The organism is Candidatus Zixiibacteriota bacterium, assembly GCA_036480375.1.
Classification (GTDB): Bacteria; Zixibacteria; MSB-5A5; order GN15; family JAAZOE01; genus JAZGGI01.
Genome location: JAZGGI010000026.1, coordinates 111,762 through 131,098 on the forward strand (window position 1 = coordinate 111,762; position 19,337 = coordinate 131,098).

At 43.2% G+C, this 19,337-nt stretch carries 21 protein-coding genes; 15 read left to right on the forward strand and 6 right to left on the reverse strand.

Annotation, left to right across the window (positions count from 1 at the left end):
• Positions 1–29: 29 nt before the first annotated feature.
• From V3V99_07790 to V3V99_07805, 4 genes are all read left to right on the forward strand, one after another.
• Positions 30–509 carry a transposase gene (locus V3V99_07790; GenBank protein MEE9442554.1) on the forward strand — a complete coding sequence of 160 codons (480 nt, stop codon included), beginning with the start codon at positions 30–32 and terminating at the stop codon, positions 507–509.
• 274 nt (positions 510–783) lie between these two features.
• Entirely contained in the window at positions 784–1,656 is an 873-nt protein-coding gene (locus V3V99_07795) for a decaprenyl-phosphate phosphoribosyltransferase (GenBank protein MEE9442555.1), read from the forward strand.
• Between the two features lie 116 nt (positions 1,657–1,772).
• A complete protein-coding gene (greA, locus tag V3V99_07800) occupies positions 1,773–2,252 on the forward strand; it encodes a transcription elongation factor GreA (protein MEE9442556.1) in 480 nt (159 codons plus the stop codon).
• Positions 2,253–2,500: 248 nt separating this feature from the next.
• On the forward strand, positions 2,501–3,808 hold the full coding sequence (locus V3V99_07805) for a serpin family protein (protein ID MEE9442557.1): 1,308 nt from the start codon (positions 2,501–2,503) through the stop codon (positions 3,806–3,808).
• Between the two features lie 61 nt (positions 3,809–3,869).
• Here V3V99_07805 and V3V99_07810 read toward each other — a convergent pair whose 3' ends face one another.
• The 4 genes from V3V99_07810 to V3V99_07825 all read right to left on the reverse strand — a co-directional run bounded on the left by V3V99_07810 (position 3,870) and on the right by V3V99_07825 (position 8,144).
• Entirely contained in the window at positions 3,870–4,217 is a 348-nt protein-coding gene (locus V3V99_07810) for a cupin domain-containing protein (GenBank protein MEE9442558.1), read from the reverse strand.
• 119 nt (positions 4,218–4,336) lie between these two features.
• Positions 4,337–5,449, reverse strand: coding sequence for a DNA polymerase III subunit beta (gene dnaN / locus V3V99_07815; GenBank protein ID MEE9442559.1), 1,113 nt, complete (start codon positions 5,447–5,449; stop codon positions 4,337–4,339).
• 285 nt (positions 5,450–5,734) lie between these two features.
• The gene (gene dnaA, locus V3V99_07820; protein ID MEE9442560.1) at positions 5,735–7,117 is read right to left on the reverse strand and encodes a chromosomal replication initiator protein DnaA; all 1,383 of its coding nucleotides are present in this window, start codon (positions 7,115–7,117) and stop codon (positions 5,735–5,737) included.
• A 622-nt stretch (positions 7,118–7,739) separates the two neighbouring features.
• Positions 7,740–8,144 carry an Rrf2 family transcriptional regulator gene (locus tag V3V99_07825; GenBank protein MEE9442561.1) on the reverse strand — a complete coding sequence of 135 codons (405 nt, stop codon included), beginning with the start codon at positions 8,142–8,144 and terminating at the stop codon, positions 7,740–7,742.
• 342 nt (positions 8,145–8,486) lie between these two features.
• On the opposite strand from V3V99_07825, the gene pth reads away from it, so the two are divergent.
• The 6 genes from pth to V3V99_07855 are packed head-to-tail and all read left to right on the forward strand — an operon-like array spanning position 8,487 to position 11,765.
• Positions 8,487–9,083, forward strand: a complete 597-nt coding sequence (gene pth / locus V3V99_07830; protein MEE9442562.1) for an aminoacyl-tRNA hydrolase — start codon at positions 8,487–8,489, stop codon at positions 9,081–9,083.
• Positions 9,084–9,119: 36 nt separating this feature from the next.
• A complete protein-coding gene (rpsF, locus tag V3V99_07835; protein MEE9442563.1) occupies positions 9,120–9,548 on the forward strand; it encodes a 30S ribosomal protein S6 in 429 nt (142 codons plus the stop codon).
• Between the two features lie 26 nt (positions 9,549–9,574).
• Positions 9,575–9,829 (forward strand): 30S ribosomal protein S18, encoded by a 255-nt coding sequence (gene rpsR / locus V3V99_07840; protein ID MEE9442564.1) that lies wholly within the window; start codon positions 9,575–9,577, stop codon positions 9,827–9,829.
• A 17-nt stretch (positions 9,830–9,846) separates the two neighbouring features.
• Positions 9,847–10,782 (forward strand): DUF2232 domain-containing protein, encoded by a 936-nt coding sequence (locus V3V99_07845; GenBank protein MEE9442565.1) that lies wholly within the window; start codon positions 9,847–9,849, stop codon positions 10,780–10,782.
• 29 nt (positions 10,783–10,811) lie between these two features.
• Positions 10,812–11,258 carry a 50S ribosomal protein L9 gene (rplI, locus tag V3V99_07850; GenBank protein MEE9442566.1) on the forward strand — a complete coding sequence of 149 codons (447 nt, stop codon included), beginning with the start codon at positions 10,812–10,814 and terminating at the stop codon, positions 11,256–11,258.
• Positions 11,259–11,261: 3 nt separating this feature from the next.
• The gene (locus V3V99_07855) at positions 11,262–11,765 is read left to right on the forward strand and encodes a bifunctional nuclease family protein (protein MEE9442567.1); all 504 of its coding nucleotides are present in this window, start codon (positions 11,262–11,264) and stop codon (positions 11,763–11,765) included.
• A gap of 100 nt (positions 11,766–11,865) precedes the next feature.
• Here the strand turns inward: V3V99_07855 and V3V99_07860 are convergent, their stop codons facing one another.
• Positions 11,866–13,401: an SLC13 family permease gene (locus V3V99_07860; protein MEE9442568.1), complete on the reverse strand. Its 1,536-nt coding sequence runs from the start codon at positions 13,399–13,401 to the stop codon at positions 11,866–11,868.
• 128 nt (positions 13,402–13,529) lie between these two features.
• Here V3V99_07860 and V3V99_07865 point away from each other — a divergent pair, with 128 nt between their 5' ends.
• Positions 13,530–14,408, forward strand: coding sequence for a hypothetical protein (locus tag V3V99_07865; protein MEE9442569.1), 879 nt, complete (start codon positions 13,530–13,532; stop codon positions 14,406–14,408).
• A 16-nt stretch (positions 14,409–14,424) separates the two neighbouring features.
• On the opposite strand, the gene selD is transcribed toward V3V99_07865, so the two are convergent.
• Positions 14,425–15,480, reverse strand: coding sequence for a selenide, water dikinase SelD (gene selD / locus V3V99_07870; GenBank protein ID MEE9442570.1), 1,056 nt, complete (start codon positions 15,478–15,480; stop codon positions 14,425–14,427).
• A 377-nt stretch (positions 15,481–15,857) separates the two neighbouring features.
• Here selD and V3V99_07875 point away from each other — a divergent pair, with 377 nt between their 5' ends.
• The 4 genes from V3V99_07875 (at position 15,858) to V3V99_07890 (ending at position 19,328) form a co-directional block, all read left to right on the forward strand.
• Positions 15,858–16,439, forward strand: coding sequence for a sigma-70 family RNA polymerase sigma factor (locus V3V99_07875; GenBank protein MEE9442571.1), 582 nt, complete (start codon positions 15,858–15,860; stop codon positions 16,437–16,439).
• The gene (locus tag V3V99_07880; GenBank protein MEE9442572.1) at positions 16,436–17,254 is read left to right on the forward strand and encodes a zf-HC2 domain-containing protein; all 819 of its coding nucleotides are present in this window, start codon (positions 16,436–16,438) and stop codon (positions 17,252–17,254) included. The genes V3V99_07875 and V3V99_07880 overlap by 4 nt, the downstream gene beginning before the upstream one ends.
• 96 nt (positions 17,255–17,350) lie before the next feature.
• The gene (locus V3V99_07885; GenBank protein MEE9442573.1) at positions 17,351–18,337 is read left to right on the forward strand and encodes a hypothetical protein; all 987 of its coding nucleotides are present in this window, start codon (positions 17,351–17,353) and stop codon (positions 18,335–18,337) included.
• A gap of 124 nt (positions 18,338–18,461) precedes the next feature.
• A complete protein-coding gene (locus V3V99_07890) occupies positions 18,462–19,328 on the forward strand; it encodes an HDOD domain-containing protein (GenBank protein ID MEE9442574.1) in 867 nt (288 codons plus the stop codon).
• The last annotated feature ends 9 nt before the right edge of the window (positions 19,329–19,337 follow it).

Genomic DNA, 19,337 nt, shown 5'->3' on the forward strand with positions numbered 1-19,337 from the left:
GCAGCGAATGAGAAACCCGACAACTACATATGAAATCATTGCGACGATTTAATATCCACAATACTTATTACTTCATCACATGCGTAACTTACAAACGACATAAAATCCTTCTCGATGATCCGAATTTATTCTGGCGATGCTGGAAATTTGATAAACCTACAGCCTGGGTCATATTGCCCGATCATTTTCATTCATTGATAAACATAAATAATGTTGACATCTCAAAAATAATGCATGATTTCAAAATTACATATTCACGATATTTCAGGAATAAATATGGACCCGGAAGAGTATGGCAAAATCGGTTCTGGGATCATATTATCAGAGATCAAAACGATTTCAATCGCCATATAGATTATATCCATTTTAATCCTGTTAAACACGGATTGGTTATCGATCCATTTGTTTTTGAGCATTCTTCACTTGTCGGTTATTTCGCAAAAGGATATTATAATAGGGATTGGGGAGTAATTGATATTCCCGAATTTAATGATGATTTTGGAGAATAGATATGTCGGGTTTCTCACTCATTTAGTTCGTTCGGAACCCGACCTACCGGATCAACTGCGACGGCGCGTGCAATATAGGCGACGCTGTTTACATTGTAAATTATGTTTTCAACAGCGGCCCGCCGCCCCCCGAAGTCTGCTGCGAATTTTAATCCAACAACATTAAATAGCCCGTAGCGAAAACTCTCGAGTTGTCTCTACATAATTAAGTCCGTGAGGTACACCCATTAATTCATTGAACTTTCATTAAAACAGACTTATCTTAGGCCCGATCATGGTAAAGAATATCTTTCAATTATTGCGTCCGCATCAATGGATCAAAAACGGCATTGTCTTAACCGGGCTAATCTTTTCCGGAAGCGCCGACATCCCCGATAAAGCTATAACGGCTTTTATCGCCGCCGGATTATTCTGTCTCCTGTCATCGGCCGTATATATCATCAACGATATCGTCGACGCGGAGGCCGACCGCAATCACCCGCGTAAAGCCAAGCGCCCGATCGCATCGGGCCGAGTATCAAAATCAACCGCAGCGGTTTTGGCATTAATCCTTGCCGTGGGAACATTAGGCGGGGCTTATTTTCTAAATTGGGAATTTTTCTTAACCGCCGTCGGTTATTTTATCCTGCAAATCGCCTATACATTTCACCTGAAGCATATTGTTATAATCGATGTCATGTCAATCGCGGCCGGATTTGTCCTAAGAGCTTTTGCCGGAGCGGTTGTTATTGATGTCAATTTCTCCGGCTGGCTTTTGATTACTTCTTTTCTTCTCGCGCTCTTTCTGGGATTCGGCAAACGACGCCATGAAATCGTAATGCTGGAAGAAGGAAGCAAAAATCACCGGCGTATCCTTGAAAGTTATTCAAGCTATTTTCTCGACCAATTAATGGGTATCGTCACACCCGCCATTTTGGTCTGCTACCTGCTATATGCTATTTCCTCGGATGTCCAGATGCGACTGGGAACCGAATATTTTTATCTAACCGCGCCGTTTGTTTTCTACGGCATTTTCAGATATATTTATCTGATCTATCAGGAACAAAAGGGTGGCTCCCCTACCCGTATCCTGATTACCGATCGCCCGATATTGCTGACCGTTATCTTATGGTTGCTTTGCTCAATTTTGCTACTTTATTATTCGTGAGCAAAGCCGATAATTTGACCTATAATTGGCCAAAGGCAGTGGCGGTGATTTATTGACTTTGCAGCCAATCCTGCCTATAATTATAGAGAATTTTGAAGAAATAAGTTTGAGGAATTATGGCTGATTCGAATGAAGTTTACGTGTCCGAAGAAGGACTGAAAAAAATGAAAGCGGACCTGCACCGCTTAAAACACGAAGAGCGTCCTAAAATTGTCGCCGAAATTAAGCGAGCCCGGGAAATGGGAGACTTGTCCGAGAATGCCGAATACCATGCCGCCAAGGAAGTCCAGACTCATATCGAACGGCAGATCGCTGATCTTGAATTCAAACTTTCGCGTGTTAAAGTAATCAAGCGGGATGAAGTTGCCAAAGGTAAGGCCTATTTATTCGCTAAGGTGACCGTTGTTGACGTCGACGACGAAGACGATGAAGAAACCTACACTTTAGTTCCCCCCGATGAAATTGATGTCGCCAATAATCATATCTCTATCGAATCGCCCATCGGCGTCGGGTTGCGTGGAAAAGAAGTCGGGGATATCGCCGAAATTCAGGTCCCGGCGGGAACGATCAAATTTAAGATTACCAGGATAGAATAACTGACTAAACGAATCCTTTGTACCACAGGGTACATAATTTCCATTTCGTACACTACTTACTTTTGCTCATCACCTATTACGCTATTTCAATCGTATGTTATTTAAGGGGTTGTCAAGCGTTTGAAGACATCGCACAGCAGGCACGTAATTTGATTGTTCTAATGTGGAGGATAAATATTATTTTCAAATTCTGTGCGATTTGATTATATTTTATCAGATTCCTTATTCTGTCGCACGCGGGAGGGTTTATGAAAAAACTATTTGTTTATTTAATCATCGTTTTGGCGGGGTTAATCTGCCTTCAATGTTCAAAAATTATCGAGCCGTTCAACACTAATGTTAGGCCCGGTTCAGACGATAATAACCCGGGCTTGGATCCGGAATATCCCGACCCGGGATCGGATCGCACCCCCGAGCAATTTACCGCGGCCGAAAAAAGCCTGGTCAACTCGACCAACTCATTCGGCCTCAAACTATTTAAAAATATCAACAATACCACACCCAATGACAAAAACCTGTTTATCTCTCCCTTGTCCGTTTCTTATGCCCTGGGAATGGCATATAATGGGGCAGGCGGCGAAACCAAAGAAGCGATTGCCTCAACCCTTGAACTGCCCGAATTATCACCAATTGAGATTAATTTAAGCTACAAAAACCTGACTCAGATATTAGGCAATCTTGATGAATACGTAACATTTAAAATCGCCAATTCAATCTGGTACCGTAACGGTTTTCCCGTAAAGCAAAGTTTTCTCGATATAAATCAGGATTATTTCTCAGCTTCTGTCCGAGCCCTGGATTTCAATAATTCATCTTCGGCCGAAACCATAAACAATTGGGTTGATATAAACACTAACGGCAAAATTACCAATATTATCAATCCCCCGATTGATCCGCTAACAATGATGTATTTAATTAATGCCATATATTTCAAGGGGGGCTGGTCGCTGCCTTTTGATTCTGATTATAATTTCGATATGGATTTTACCCGTGAAGACGGCTCCAAAGTATTAAGGACGTTTATGCGAGCCGACACGACTTTTAGTTTCACCGAAAATGATCTGTTTCAGGCAATCGAATTGATGTACGGCGACAGCTCTTTTTCCATTGCCATTTTGCTTCCTCGTCCGGAACATACCGTCAATGATATTCTGTCTCAATTGAATAACGAATCCTGGAGCTCATGGATGTCGCAACTGGAAAATCAATCGGTTTACCTGAAGTTGCCGAAGTTTAAATTCAAGTATGATATCAGTCTTAAGAGTATTCTCGCTTCAATGGGAATGAATATCGCTTTCCAACCGTTTGTCGCCGATTTTACCCCCATCGCGGATGTTAATGATTTGCATATCAGTGATGTTTTCCATAAGACATTTGTACAACTCGACGAAGAAGGAACCGAGGCGGCAGCTGTTACCGTCGTGATTATTAGTACTACTTCGATTGATCCGACTCCATATATAACCATTAATCGCCCGTTCTTGTTCGCGATTCGAGAACGAGTATCCGGTACGATTATATTTATGGGTAAAGTCGCCGATCCGGTGTGGGAGTAATTATTATGAATAGATTATCGGGCGGCCCATTTTATTATATGCGGCCACCATTGTCTTTTCACTAATAATTCCCGCGATTGGGGACAATGCATATCATAATAAAATCATCGTTGTTTGGATTTGAATATTGATGCTCGGTGTTGGGCGGGACGTAAGCAAACGCCCCCCGGACCAAATCATGTTTAACGCGGTCAATTTCAAGCGTACCTTTCCCGGAAATAACATAATTAACATGTTCCCAATCATGGCTGTGTTTGGGAGTGTGGCCGTCTTTTTTTAACGTAAATACGCGCAGCGTATTCTCGCTCCAGCCCTGTTCCGGCCCGACGGGAACCTGCCTGCAAACATTGGCGATCCCCTCTCCGGTAATTTCATCTTTGGTAATTTCATCTATATGCTTGATGTACAATTTATTCCTCCTCGTAAGCGGGTAATATTTCTATGATTTCAAACGACTCATAAATTATAATCGTTTGGATAAAAAAATCCCGCCTGAAAAAAGACGGGGTTTTTAATTTTGCTGTCCTTTTATTCCGTCAACCGAAGCGGCATTAAAAGACAAAGATAATCATCTTTCGGGGTTTCAGTTGAATAAATGATACCGGCTGAAACCGGACTGGATAATTCAAAAACCACTTCATCGCTGTCAATCTTATTTAATATATCAGCGACATACCCGGCGTTATAACCGATCTCTATTGATTCGCCTTTGTATTCACATGGCAGGTTCTCTTTTGCCTCGCCACCAACATCGGTATTTGTCGTAGATAAATTGAGCTTATTATTCTTAACCCCGAACTTCACCTGATGGGTAAGTGAATTCGAAAGAATCGATACGCGCCTGACTGAGGAAGATAAATCACTGCGCGAGATAATCATTTTTTTATCTAATTTTTCCGGAATTACGGCTTCGAAATTCGGATACGGCCCCTCAATTAGCCGGGAGCTTACAATTGTATCCCCCAGATTAAAAATTATTCGGTTTTCCTCAAAAATAATCCCCACACTTTCTTCATCATCGCCGATAAATTTTGGTATCAGGTCGAGGACTTTAGGGGGGATAATGACATCCTCATTTAGACCTTTTAGTTTTTTGTTCTCCAGAGTGACGCGAGCAAGGCGATGACCGTCAGTCGCCACCATCGTCATGCGGTCTCCCTTGGTTTGCCATAGGACGCCATTCAGAGCCGGGCGGGTTTCATCATTACTGCAGGCAAAAGTTGTGCGGGTAATCATCTCAACTAAAGAATCAGATTCAACGTTAACCTGTTTTTTTAAATTAACCACCGGTAATTCAGGAAATTCATCCGGAGAGATTGCTCCCAACTTATAGTTCCCATTGGGGACTTTAAGCTCGACTCGATTGGAAGTTCCCTCAAGGGAAATATCGGATTCGGGAAGATCCTTAACGATATCAAATAACATTCTTCCGGGGATAACCGCCGAACCTTTTTTCTCAACATTCGCTTCAAAGGTGGTAGTAATTGTAACGTCCAAATCAGTAGCGGATATTTTTATCTTTTTATCCAAACATTCCAATAGAATATTCGATAAAATAGGTAAAGTTGATTTTGAGGGAACTACCGTCAAAACCGATTGAAGGTGTTTTGTCAATCTCGATTTGGGTAGTGAAAATTTCATAGAATGCTCCTTAATAAATCTCCCGGCGAAACTATCCACATTATCTTTTTATATTATTCTCTTATATATCTAAAAGATAATAATAATTAGTCTTGTGGATATGTGGAAATTATCGTGTCAATCAGTATAAACTCCTGTAAAGATTGATTTTTTCGTGTCTTCGTAAGATATAACACCGTTGGAAATGTTGTCAACAACAGTTTTTTCACGTTGTCTTTTCAACACTATATTTCTTATTGTCTGCCGTATACAAATTTTCACAAATATTTCAACCACATACTCACATTAGTTTGACAGACTGTTTTGTATCGATTCCAGCCTTCTCCGAAAGCCGCTATCGGATAGATTCATTTTTTCGATCAGATTACAGGCGTGAATAACGGTACTATGATCCCGCCCGCCGAACGCATCGCCTATCGATTTCAGTGAATTACCGGTGAGATTTCGGGAAAGATACATAGCTACTTGGCGAGCCAGAACAATATTCTGTGTCTTTTTACGAGCTGAAAGCATATCAATTTCAACGTCAAAACTGTCGGAGACTTTCCTTTTAATGGCCTTGATGGAAATTATCTTCTTACGTGTTCGAAAAGTGTCGGAAAGAACCCTCTCGGCCATTTCAAGATTCAGCTCCTCGCCTCGCAAAGAAGCGTAAGCCAAGATACGGATAAGAGAACCTTCCAGCTCCCGAATATTGGTCGTGACCGAATCGGCGATGTACGAGATAACGTCCTCCCCGACGATAATGTATTCCGCCTCAACCTTGCGATTCAAAATTGCCATTCGGGTTTCCAGATCCGGAGGCTGAATATCGGTTACCAGTCCACTTGAAAAGCGAGACAAGAGACGCTCTTCCATACCCTTAATATCCCTGGGGGCGCGATCGGATGTAAGGATAATTTGCTTTCCGACATTATACAGAGCATTAAAAGTATGGAAAAATTGCTCCTGAGTCGATTCTTTACCGGCGAAAAACTGAGTATCGTCAATTAACAGCACATCGACGTTACGGTATCGGTTGACAAAATCGCTGGTGGTATTACGTGAAATCGAGTAAATAAAATCTGAAGTAAATTTTTCCGAAGTCGCGTAAAGAATTCTCTTAGTTAAATCGTTTTTGAGAATATAATGTCCAATACCCTGAAGCAAATGAGTTTTCCCCAATCCCACTCCGCCATAGATATATAGCGGATTATATTTTGTTTTGCCGGGCGCTTCGGCTACCGCCAAAGAGGCGGCGTATGGGAATTGATTGAAATTTCCAACGACCAGATTTTCAAAAGTATATCTGTCGTTGAGCATACCGGCGGCGTTATGGTTACTTCTACTTATAGCGGGAATATTGGAATGTGAAGAATGTTCGGACGAAACCGACATTTGGCGAAAATTAAACTCTGTCTGTCCCGAATCCTCGTTTTTAACTGAAAAACAATAAGGAACACTCTCTCCATGCGATTGAATAATTGCTTCATCAATCAGCCCAGAGTAATGCTCCCGAATCCACTCCGCCACAAATTGGTTGGGAACAATGATTTGCAACTCCCCGTTGCCGTCCGAAGCGCCCTTGGTTTGTTTCAGCCAGGTAGCAAACGATTGCTTTTTTATGCGTCGTGAAAGATACTGCAAACAATCATCCCATATTTTTTGGTGATCCCCTGAGATCGTCATAAGGTACTACCCCCCAAGCGATGTTTTCCACAAATAACGTTGATAACTAATTTTTCGCAAATTACCCCTAATCAACGTGTTATCGGTGGTGTGAAGGCGGTAAGGCTGAGTTTTCCACAACATTGAGATTTCTCCCTGAAATAATCACGTTGAACGCCATACAAGTATGGAACCCTTAAAAGTTATCCACATCTTTTTAACACATTATCGTTCATTGAGTTCCATCAATATTATAGAGTAATTACCGCACCCTGTCAAGGGGCTGATTAACAATTAAAATCCAATTCAATCCAACTTATTAAGATTAAATGGGTTCCGGTTAAAAGTTTTTTGCCGTGAGTGTTGATAATTATGGGATCTTTTAAATAATCAAAAACAAAAATTTTGTAACATTAATTCGCACAGTCAGTAATAGCCCTATCCCTTAAATGGCACAAAACATCGCGGGAAATGAATAAACAGCGATTCAATCCAGTTAATATCGAATAGCCCTTAATAATAGTTGTCCAACATAATATCCAAACCACGACGTCCATTTTACGATCGGGCTATGGTATCAGAGAGAGAATTAAGGCGGAAAAATCGCATCGGATGTTTAATCCGATGCGATTTATAAATACTTTTATTTTTTCTTTTTGCCGCGCAGATCGCCGAGGGTTACTTTCTTAAATTCAACCTTCATTGCATCCTGTGCCTTTTTGTATACCTTGACCAGCTTGCAATCCGGTTCTTTGTGGCAATCAATCGGTCCTTTCAGGCAATCATAAAGGAAGATCGTGCCCTGTACCGCCTCAAGGATATCCAGCATAGTAATTTTGTCAGGTGTTCGGGTTAACCGAACGCCGCCGCCATAGCCCCTCACTGAACGCACCAAACCCGCGCGCGACAAATCAGAAAGAATCTGCGGCAAAAATTTTGACGGAATTTCCTGAGACTGGGCGATTTTTTCAGATGTTGAAAAATGATCCTTGGCCTCCGCCAGTTGCCACAGCGCGCGAATTGCATACTCTGTACGATTGTTAATCATTTAACTCCTCTTTACTTTTTTGGGGTTTGCTTTATCGTTAGCATCAAACAATCTTCTTTCTATAAGAAACAACGCCGAAAACGACATTGAAATCGATAATGTATTAATAACCGTTTAACTGAAATATTTTATTTCAGGATGACATAATACGGCATTAATACCTTTTAGTAAAGAATTTTTTTTGAAATTCTTATATTTATATCGATAAATTATAGACGAAGTCTGAGTAATTCTATGTAATTTGAGGAGTTGACGTTTGGTAAATGTTCATAATCAGCTTGACAAAATCTCTTAAAATCATAAATTGCGTGGGTGCGGCGTCCGGATAAAGAGAGGTTGGGCGTGATTAAGATTATATGCGCCCTGGGAAATCCGGGCAAAAAGTACATAAATACGCGGCATAATTTTGGTTTTGCCGTCATGGATCGCCTCAAGGACCGACTGAAAATTATCAAAAGCGGTCGCGCCGATTGGTTTGAATATGATTATACAAAGGGTGATTCGAAAGATATAATTTTGATTACCCCCTCGACCTTCATAAACAGGTCGGGAGTGGCGGTGGCTGAAGCTCTGGGACTTTATTCAGCCTTACCGCCCGAGCTCTTTGTCATCGCTGACGATTTTAATCTGTGTCTGGGTAGCGTCAGGATTAGAAAATCGGGGTCGTCCGGAGGCCACAATGGGCTGGCTTCAATTATTGAAACTATCGAGGATGATCGTTTTCCTCGATTGCGAGCCGGTGTTGGTCCTTTGCCCGAAGGATATTCCGGACATCCGGATAAAATCTCTGATTTTGTCTTAAGCTGTTTCGCACCGGACGAGATGGAAATTGTCAACACGCTACTTGATCGCTCAGTCGCGGCCGTTTTGGAAGTTATGAAGAACGACGTTAATCTGGCGATAAGTAGATATAATACCAATAACCCTACTCCGGAATAGATATTCCGGGGTCATTTAAGTCCGAAGGGAGAATAAATGACTCTTTACGACACCACCTTTATACTCAATCCCCAGCTCGAGGAATCCGGACTTGACGAACGTGTGAAACAGGCGGTTGAACTCGTTAATTCACACGGCGGAAAAGTTACCAGAGAAAACCGGATCGGAATGCGTCGGCTGGCTTATGAAATCCAAAAACTGACACAAGGGTATTACGTTAATCTGGTCTTTGAGGGAAACGGAAATACCGTCAAAGAACTGGAGCGCCGTTTTCGGCTCGATGAAAATTGTCTGCGATTTCTAACCTGCCTTTACAAGGAAGTCTCCGAAAAGACATTCGGCTCGCGTCCACCTCAAGGCAATGAGAATATCGCTCGGAAGCGAGATTTTGGGGATCGCTTAAAACCTAAAGCCGATGCGGATAAAGAAGAAAAAGTGGCGCCTAATAACGTCGATGAAAGTTAACCGGATTAAGAGAAAGAGTATAAATTATGGCATTCAAAAAAAGAAAAGCCCGCTTCGCGGATAAGAGAAAGAAACGCCATTGCCGTTTCTGCGAGTATAAAATTGATGTGGTTGATTATCGCGATGAACGCCTCCTCAAAAGATTTATAACCGAGCGTGCGAAAATAATCCCGAGAAGAATTTCAGGTACCTGCGCTTTCCATCAGCGCGTTTTAACAACAGCTATAAAACGGGCTCGGCATCTGGCAATTCTGCCGTTTGTGGCCGAGTCGTTTAAATAAGACAGGGTAGGCAAACTGTGCAATCCCGCACGGTGATAATATCAACTACCGCTTTTTTGACGGCCCTGACGGCCTACTGGTCGTTAATCCCGGGGATAGGTTTTCTGTTGGAGATTTATCTAGTTTGGGGTGTTGTTGTCGCCACGATTGAGAGACATCATTGGACGATTATCGGCGCCTCCGCAGCCGCCTTAATTTTGGGCGCGATACCGGGAATTGCCGTTATACCCATGATGTTTCTAATGCCCAGCCTGGTTAAATTAGTCTTACCGGCGATGGTAATAGGATTTTTGCTGAATCGGGGTATCAAGGCTACTGCCGTTTTCTGGGTTGCGGTCGGGTGCATGACGCTGATTATGACCGTCATTTATTTGCAAATGTTGGAGTTTATAGTCGAGCTCATCGAAAATGTCCACCTGCGATCTTTAGCCTGGATTAAATCAACTTTGGCAACAGCGGGATACAGTACCGAAATTATTGATTCGACATCTGACTCTTTAGCCCAAGGCAAAAATATACTTTTCCATTTACTGCCCGGCTTGATGATTCTGACCGGAATCGGTCAAATATTCGTGTCGATGGTTTTAGTGGAATGGTATTTCACGCGTCGGGATAGTTATTTCCCCGGATTCGGGCGTTTCATATATTGGAAAATGCCCGAAAAACTATTATATTTTTGGGTTGCAGCCATCTTGATTCGGCTAATATGGGATGGTACCGCGCAAATGGTTGCCGATAACGCCCTTCTGATATTTGTCAGCTTTTATTCCGTTACCGGCTTATCATTACTTGAGTATGGGCTCCGCAAGCTGAGATTGCCAAAATTGATCCGAATTATATTTTATCTTGGCCTGTTTTTTATGCAGCTTCCCGGTTTGATTGCGGCCGCCGCCGCCGGACTGTTTGACAGTTACTTTGATTTTAGAAAAGTCCGAGCTCATTCTTTAGGTTAGTAAATTGGAATTGAAAGGATAGATAAACGATGAAAATTATTTTAACCGATGATGTCACCAATTTGGGGCAGGCCGGCGATACTATCGAGGTAAAAACCGGCTACGCTCGAAATTTCCTGATCCCCCGCAACCTGGCTATTCCGGCCACCAAGGGAAACCTGCGGGCCGTGGATCATGTTAAAAAAGAAAAAGGACTGCGTGACAAAAAACGTCGCCGTTCGGCCGAAAAGATTCGCGACGATATCGAAAAACTCTCCCTGACAACCGAGCTTGTTGTGGGTAATGAAGACCAGGTGTACGGTTCGGTCACCAGCCATACTATCGCCGATTTGATTTCAAAAGAGGGTTGCGCTATCGAGAGGCGCTGGATACGGCTCGAAGAGCCGATTAAAGCCCTGGGTATGTACACCATAAAAATAAAAATCGAAAAAAATGTTGAGGCGAGCGTAAAACTATTAGTCGAGAAAAAGGCCTGACGAATGGCAATGGTGGAAATTCAAATAGACGGCCTGGCGATGGATTTGGTATCCAATTCGCCGGTCGTCGTACTGGCGTCAAAAGAATTGAATAAAGTTTTACCGATCTGGATCGGGCATAGCGAAGCCTGGGCTATCGCCATGGAAATCTCCGGGATGGGCTCCAAGCGGCCGATGACTCACGATCTTTTCAAGAACGCAATTCTGGCCATGGACGCCACGCTCGAAAAAGTCGAGATAACCGATCTCAAAGATCAAACGTTTTATGCCCGACTGCATATTACTATCGGTGACAAACATATCGATCTCGATGCCCGCCCCTCCGATTCAATCGCGCTGGCGCTGAAAACCAAATGCCCGATATTTGTCAACGAGGATTTATTTTCCATTCAACCGAAAGAGGACGAACCCCCGGAAAAACAGATGCCGCCATCAGGCCCTCCGGAATCATTGGCCGACCGCCTCAAACGCATCGACCCCGAGGATTTTGGCAAATATTCGCTATAAACTTCTGCGATAGTTCTATTGTGAGAAATTTGGCAAAAAGACAACCTGCAACGGCTGTCATTTTTTTGTTGCATGATTAATTATGGAAATCCAACGAAAATTACTTCGCCCAGTCGGGCATGACAGATAAATCAATATTAAATACGTACATTCCCAGCAAGTAAACACAGGCCGTGATAAAGATAATCCCAATAAGGTTCATATAAATCCCGACCCGCATCATATCGGCGATTTTCAATCGCCCGGTTCCAAATACAATGGCGTTGGGCGGAGTCGCTACCGGCAGCATAAAGGCGCAGGAGGCTGACAACGTCGCCGGGATCATCAAAAGAAGAGGATTGACCCCAATGACGACCGCCAGAACCCCCAATATCGGCAAAAATATCTCGGTCGTGGCGGTATTCGAAGTCAATTCGGTCAAAAACGTCAGCATGGCACAAATGGCAATCACGATAAAAATCGGCGATAGCTGTTTCAATCCGGTCAATTGACTCCCCAGATAATTAGCCAGGCCGGATTCGACTAATCCGGATGCCAACGCAAACCCGCCGCCAAATAACAGCACGATACCCCAATTGAGATTTTTAGCCGTCTCCCAGTTCATCAGACGTTTTTGCCCCTTATTTTTCTGGCGGGCCGGAATAACAAACAACAACAAGCTCATGACAATCGCCACCGTTCCGTCATCGATGAATTTGGGCATAGCAAATAGAGTTGACCACCCGGGGAGAACAAAATCACCAATGGTGATGCTTTTTCTGAACAGCCAGAGAAAGACCGTAACACAAAAAACTATCAGAACGATTTTTTCTTCATATTTCATCGGCCCCAATTTTCGGTACTCATCCCGGAATACCGAAGCGTCGGTTTCAAGTTTTGACCGGGATGGCGCGTACACTTTCACGATAACCAGCCATGCCACCAGTAAAAATAAAACCGCGAAGGGAAAAGCGAACATCATCCATTGAGCGAAGCTGATATCCGGCGCGTTGGGGAAGATGATGGTCAGGATGCGAGAAAAAGCCAGGTTGGGTGGAGTGCCGATCAATGTCGCCGTGCCGCCGATTGAAGCTGCGTAGGCAATTGCGATTAACAGGCCAACCGGAAATTTACCGACTTTTTCCTCGCCGAAGCTGTCGGTCATCTTAATAATGATTGCCATCGCCATCGGCACCATCATCATCGTCGAGGCCGTGTTGGCAATCCACATTGACAAAAAGAAAGTCGCTACCATAAACCCCAGTATTATCTTGCGGGGACTGGTCCCGATTAACAATATTATTTTCAAAGCTATACGCCGATGCAGATCCCAACGTTCCATCGCCAGTGCGATTATAAGTCCGCCAATAAACAGAAAAATTATGTGGTTGAAATACTGAGCTGCCGTCGCTTTACCCGACATGATTCCCAAAAAGGGATACAGCGCTACCGGCAAGAGAGCCGTGGCCGGAATCGGTATCGCTTCGAATATCCACCAGATCGCCACCCAGGCCGCCGCCGCGGCGCACCGGGTAACGTTGGGATTGCCTGGCTCAAGATCGGTGAAATAAAAAATAAATATCGCCGCTAACGGCCCCAAAAACAATCCAATGCGGCGTTTGCTAAACATCCATGAATATTTGAACGGACTCGACATAGAATCAATAATGATAGAACGTGAAACATACCCTTGTCAAGCATTCAAAATCGGCCTTCTTGTTCTTGGAAAAACAGAACGAAATCATTATCTTGGATTTGGGCATATTCAAACTTGAGGGACACACGATGAGAATTTTTAAAGTAGCAATCGCAGTTATTAGCATAGCATGCGTTATATCCGTAATAATAACCGGATGTCTCGGTAAAGTCAGCGGACCCAGTCAGGATTTTGTTTATCCTCTAAAAGTCGGAAATTACTGGGAATATGATTTTTCTTCTGAGCATTTTGATTCGGAAACGGGCGAGCCTTCATCTTTGGGGCCAAATACATATACCACCGCTACGGCAGAAATTATTGGGATGGATACTCTGGAGGATACTCTGGAGACGTATGTGTTCTACGCAGAAGACGATACCAGCAATATTAATAATCTCAATTCCGCAACCGCCCATATAAATAATGCCCCGGATGGCCTTTATCAATATGCAAGTGATGGTGCCAGCCTAATTGCTCCGGCAAAACCCAAACCTCAAGAAACAGAAATTCATTTTAATGGAATATCGTACGCCTCAACCGATGAATTGATGGCAAGAATATACAATATTGGCCAATCATTATTATCATTCCCCGCATCATACCAAAACAATAATGGACAGATTTTTCGAGGGCTTGCTTATCCTCTAGGGATCGGAAAACAGTGGACCGTGGTTACTCTTAGCGAAGCGAATCCTCTCCATCGGATTGTTAAACGAATTACAGACTGGACCAAAGTCAAAACCAATGCCGGTGATTTCAATTGTTTTAAAATACAATGGCTATGGGATTTCAATGGTGATGGCATTTGGGATGATAACCTTGTTGGATATGATTATGTTTCAGAAAAAGGACTTATTGTCAGGGAATTAAGGATCAAAGGTATAATCATCACAGATTATAGCGGCCAACCGCTTGGAACAGTCGATATTGTTCAGAGATTCGAATTAAAAAAACTTGATTTGAAGTAGATTATATCGAAATTGCTTAAGGCTTGATTATAACCGAAAATTTCTCTTGCGGCAACACTCGACCGATTATAGCCGCGTTGACATTTCTCTTTATTAAATAATCGAGACAATCATTCGCGTTTTTCTCATCGATGCTTATTAGGAGTCCACCCGAAGTCTGTGGATCAAAAACTATATCGGAAGCATAGCTTTCCAAAAACGAGTCGATGGATATTTTACCTTCGAGATGGCTCTTATTGGCTGAGGCTCCGCCGGTCAATGCTCCCGCTTTGGCATAGTCAATTGTCCCCGGCAATAATTTCAGTTTGCCATATTCAATTTCAAACGAGACACCCGAACCGCTCGCCATCTCATAAGAATGTCCGGCTAAGCCGAACCCCGTAATATCAGTTGCGGCATGAGCCCCAAATTCAATCATTGCCTCGGATGCGATCTTATTTAACGCAATCATCAATTGGCACAAATAATCAACATGCTCTTTTTGGGCCTTGTTCTGTTTAATGGCGGTCGATACAATTCCGGTTCCCAATGGCTTGGTCAAAATCAAAATATCACCTGGGCGAGCGTCCTTATTAGTGAAAATCTTATTGGGGTGAATGATTCCCGTCACCGCCAGACCATACTTGAGTTCTTTGTCCTTTATCGAATGCCCTCCGGCGATGACCGCTCCCGCCTCGCCGATTTTATCGGCCCCGCCCCGCAGGATATCCCCGGTAACATCAGCCGGCATATCGGCCGGGACGGTCAGGATATTCAACGCCGCCAGAGGCTTCCCGCCCATGGCGTAAACATCCGAAAGAGCGTTAGCCGCCGCCACTTGCCCAAAAAGATATGGATCGTCAACAATCGGAGGAAAAAAATCAGTCGTCAGAACCAGGGCCATTTCATCATTGAGCTTATAGATTCCGGCATCATCGACGCCGTCAATACCGACCAACAGATTTTCCGATTGCGGAGGCGTGAACCTCTTTAATATCTCACCCAGCGCCGCCGGGCCGATTTTGGAAGCTCAACCGGCGCCCGAAACCTGGGAGGTCAGTTTTATTTCTCTGTCTCGTCTCAAATCATCCATAGTATCAACTTTCAAAATAGAATCTACGTTGAAAACCGGCTGATTTCAAGATTATTCTTCTTATCAATCGCTTAATACAATGAAAAGCGGAAACTTGTAATTGACAAATAGGAATTAATGGATTAAATTAATACTGCCTAACTGGTTGGCGGACAGTGAAAAATTTATGGATTTTTCAACAAAACTGCAATTCTTGGGTGATAAATGAGAGTATATAATATGGGGATAAAATAAAAACTAATAGGAGGCAATAACCCGAGACTATTATAATTGAGTGTATTAATCGGATTATTCAAAGGATTAAGGGAACCTTTGGCGGTCGCCTGATGTTTTTTATATCAGACGGTCGGCTGAAGTAAACCTTTTGTGGGTACGATATGGCTGACCAAAAGCAACAAGAACTGAGAAACCGATTTGAACAGGAGGCGATGGTTCATACCGATGCGTTAATGCGTACAGCTCGCCGAATGACCAACAATGAAAACGACGCTCAGGACTTGGTTCAGGAATCCATGTTAAAGGCTTATCGCTTTTTTGATAAGTTTGAACCCGGAACCAACTGTAAAGCCTGGCTCTTTAAGATAATGACCAACATATTTATCAACAACTACCGTTCACGCGCCAAGGCTCCCAAGTCGATGGCCTTTGACGAAGTCGATGACAGTTTCCTGTTCGGACAACTGGCCAAATTCAAAGGCGGCGACGATCCCGAGAAAGAATTTTTCTCCAAGATATTCGATGATGACGTTAAAGAAGCCATCAATGAATTACCGGAGGATTTTCGGATTGTAGTCGTATTGTCATTTCTGGAGGGCTTTGCTTATCAGGAGATTGCTGATATTACCGGACTGCAGATCGGCACCGTGAAGTCGAGATTACATCGCGGCCGGAAATTATTGCAAAAATCTCTTTTAGATTATGCCATCAAGAACGGTTACATCAAGGAGCCTTACAATTGAATTGTAAAGAAGTTTTAAGACAATTGTATGAGATAATCGATAAAGAGGCCGGTGAAATTGATTCCCGCAAAGTAGAAGAACATCTTAAGCTGTGCCGTCATTGCATGGCTCACTATGAATTTGAGCGAACTTTTAGAGCTTTCGTGATCGAAAAAGGCCGCAATGTCGAGGACACCAGTTCTATAAAGAAATCAATCCGAAATCAACTCGACGCTATCGATGCCGCCGGGGAGGTCGGCCAAAAATCCCCTTTTAGATGGCAGGCAGTTAGTTTGGCTGCCGCCGCCGCTCTGATTATATGTATTATCGCGGCTTACTCACTAACCGATTTCCAAAATAATCTTACCTCAAATGAAAACGCCAACGAAGCCATCCTGGCGGACAGCCGCAACAGCGATATCGGCTACTTTATCGGGGCATTTTCAAATCACAAGTCGCATGAATCCAAGCCGGTCAGCCATGCCTCGCCGCTCGATTATCTTTATGATCTTACCGGCATAAGACTTGATCCGATTCCTGAGTTTTCACAGGATAATATTCTGTCCGTATCGGTCGATACGATCATGAATATTCCCTTCGGTTGCCTGGAAATGCTGAATCAGGATAATGATCTGGTAACGGTTTTTATCGCTGCTGTCGATGATTACACCCTCCCTGAGCATCCGCGCGGAATCATAGACGGTCATGAATATGTAGTACATCGCTGTGAAAAATGCACCCTGGTCGGCACCGAAAAGAAAGATTTAATCTTTATGGTTGTCTCGGGATCGGCCTGTCAGCCCAAAGAACTGGCTGATATGACCAGGTTCTTTTAATCAGGTATCCGTTATATTTCTAATTGCGCCGTTCATCGATATAACTTATAAATCAATATGATTCTGCCGCGAAAGGTATTAATTTGCAGTCTTGTCTTGTATTTATTCGGCCCCCATCACGCTTTGGCCCGGCATATTCCCGATAATATAAAAGCCTGCCTTAATACAATCACCGCTAACATTTACAACGATCAATTTCAACAAGCCGAGGCTCTGATAGATTCCCTGAGTAATGACGGAAACGCTCGCCCGTTTGATTTTCTGTTTCGTTCGATTCTTTATCAATCACAGATGATGGCCGCGGAATCGAATTATCTTGAAGATCAATTTTTTGAATGCCTCGATAGCGTGGAAGCTTATAGTCGAATAAAGCTTGAATCCGGTCAGGATTCAGCCCTGGCTTATTATTTTTCCGGCCACAGCCACGCTTTTCGTTCTCTGTATCAGGGCCGGGCCGGACATACCTGGTCGGCTATCAAGAAAGCACTGGGCGCCCGAAAGGCGTACGACAGGGGATACAAAGCCGATTCGACTTTTCATGATATTGCTCTCGGATTGGGCTCTTATAAATACTGGAAAACGGTCAAAACCAAAACCCTTAATTGGACGCCCCTGTTCAAAAGCGAAAAAAGAAGAGGGATTGAACTCCTGCGGTTGGCGGCCGACTCCTCGGAAATTTCTCAAGACGCTTCCCGGGCGGCATTGATATGGGTATATATCAATGAAAAACAGTACGGACAGGCGTTGAGTTTGGCTATTGAAATGCAGGATAAATATCCCCACGGTCTGACATTCCTGTGGCCGCTGGGCCAGGCCTATTTCGAGCTGGGCGATTTTCGTCAGGCGATAAGGATTTACAAAGAAATTAATGACAAATTATCGGTAGACCCGGGCAATTATTTCAATATTATTGAAGCCTCTTTTTATTTATTTCAGTGCTACAAATTTCAACGAATTGATCTGAAAAATGCCCGGATAAATATTTGTCACCTTGCCGAAGAGATACAAAGTCTGCCGATTCCCGAAGAGACTCAAAAGCGACAGAAGAAAAAGATCAATAAAATCATGAATGCCTGTAAATAATTAAACCAGAATCAAATACTTGTTCAATTCATTGTAAATTTCCGTGACAATTGACCGAAATTATAAAATAGCGACAGGGTAATATGGATGGGTACTGTGTTTAGAAAGGGCTAATTTCCTGTTTATGGAAAATTATGTTGAGTCAAGCCGAGCGCTGGATAAAATAATCTCTTCCATTGGTGAATTGCCGGCGATTCCGATAATTCTCTCGTCTCTGATGGGACTGACCGCGGACGTCAACGTCAATATTGAGAAAATTACCCAGGCTCTGATGTCGGATCAGTCATTGACTGCTCGAGTATTGAAATTATCCAATTCCTCGTTTTATGGCCGTTCCAAGGAAATTCAGTCACTGAAAGAAGCCGTTATCCTGCTCGGTTTCAAAACCCTGCGCTCTCTTGTCGTAGCCGCTTCAACCCATGGATTTTACACCAGAACCGGTGGAGAAAATCACAATAAACTCTGGGAACATACCCTGGCGACTGCTATCGCTTCTCGTTTAATAGCCAAAGCCGTCAATCACCCGCATATAGAAGAAGTCTTCATAGCGGGATTACTGCACGATATCGGCAAACTTGTATTGCTCCAGAAAAAACAGAAAGAATACAATGTAGTAATTGAGATTGTCGAAAAATCCAATGGAAAATTCATGGAAATCGAGGATGAAATATTCGGTTTCAATCATACCGATGCAGGACTGCTCATCCTCCATAAATGGTCGTTTCCCACCGCGCTAATCAATGCCGTCTTTGAGCATCACGATCCGATTGATTTGGAACAGGAGACTATGCCCTTATCTTTCATCGTCAACCTGGGTAATATTTTCGCCAAAAAATTACCGATCGGTTTTAACGATTACCGCCCGGAAGATTTATCCCAGGTACCCTCGTTTACTCATATCGGTCTGGACTTGGAACATCTCGAAGCAATGGAAAGCCTGATAGTCGAGCAATTCAATTATGAACGCAGTATCCTGGCCGGCAAAAATTAATTTTATGTA

What these genes read in the sequence shown, in the direction of transcription:
- V3V99_07790 (MEE9442554.1), top strand. Translation starts at nt 30, where the DNA reads ATGAAATCATTGCGACGATTTAATATCCACAATACTTATTACTTCATC.
- V3V99_07825 (MEE9442561.1), bottom strand. Translation starts at nt 8,144, where the DNA reads ATGATTAACAATCGTACAGAGTATGCAATTCGCGCGCTGTGGCAACTG.
- V3V99_07860 (MEE9442568.1), bottom strand. Translation starts at nt 13,401, where the DNA reads ATGTCGAGTCCGTTCAAATATTCATGGATGTTTAGCAAACGCCGCATT.
- rpsR (MEE9442564.1), top strand. Translation starts at nt 9,575, where the DNA reads ATGGCATTCAAAAAAAGAAAAGCCCGCTTCGCGGATAAGAGAAAGAAA.
- V3V99_07795 (MEE9442555.1), top strand. Translation starts at nt 784, where the DNA reads ATGGTAAAGAATATCTTTCAATTATTGCGTCCGCATCAATGGATCAAA.
- dnaA (MEE9442560.1), bottom strand. Translation starts at nt 7,117, where the DNA reads ATGACGATCTCAGGGGATCACCAAAAAATATGGGATGATTGTTTGCAG.
- rplI (MEE9442566.1), top strand. Translation starts at nt 10,812, where the DNA reads ATGAAAATTATTTTAACCGATGATGTCACCAATTTGGGGCAGGCCGGC.
- V3V99_07890 (MEE9442574.1), top strand. Translation starts at nt 18,462, where the DNA reads ATGGAAAATTATGTTGAGTCAAGCCGAGCGCTGGATAAAATAATCTCT.
- V3V99_07865 (MEE9442569.1), top strand. Translation starts at nt 13,530, where the DNA reads ATGAGAATTTTTAAAGTAGCAATCGCAGTTATTAGCATAGCATGCGTT.
- V3V99_07875 (MEE9442571.1), top strand. Translation starts at nt 15,858, where the DNA reads ATGGCTGACCAAAAGCAACAAGAACTGAGAAACCGATTTGAACAGGAG.
- greA (MEE9442556.1), top strand. Translation starts at nt 1,773, where the DNA reads ATGGCTGATTCGAATGAAGTTTACGTGTCCGAAGAAGGACTGAAAAAA.
- V3V99_07855 (MEE9442567.1), top strand. Translation starts at nt 11,262, where the DNA reads ATGGCAATGGTGGAAATTCAAATAGACGGCCTGGCGATGGATTTGGTA.
- rpsF (MEE9442563.1), top strand. Translation starts at nt 9,120, where the DNA reads ATGACTCTTTACGACACCACCTTTATACTCAATCCCCAGCTCGAGGAA.
- dnaN (MEE9442559.1), bottom strand. Translation starts at nt 5,449, where the DNA reads ATGAAATTTTCACTACCCAAATCGAGATTGACAAAACACCTTCAATCG.
- V3V99_07805 (MEE9442557.1), top strand. Translation starts at nt 2,501, where the DNA reads ATGAAAAAACTATTTGTTTATTTAATCATCGTTTTGGCGGGGTTAATC.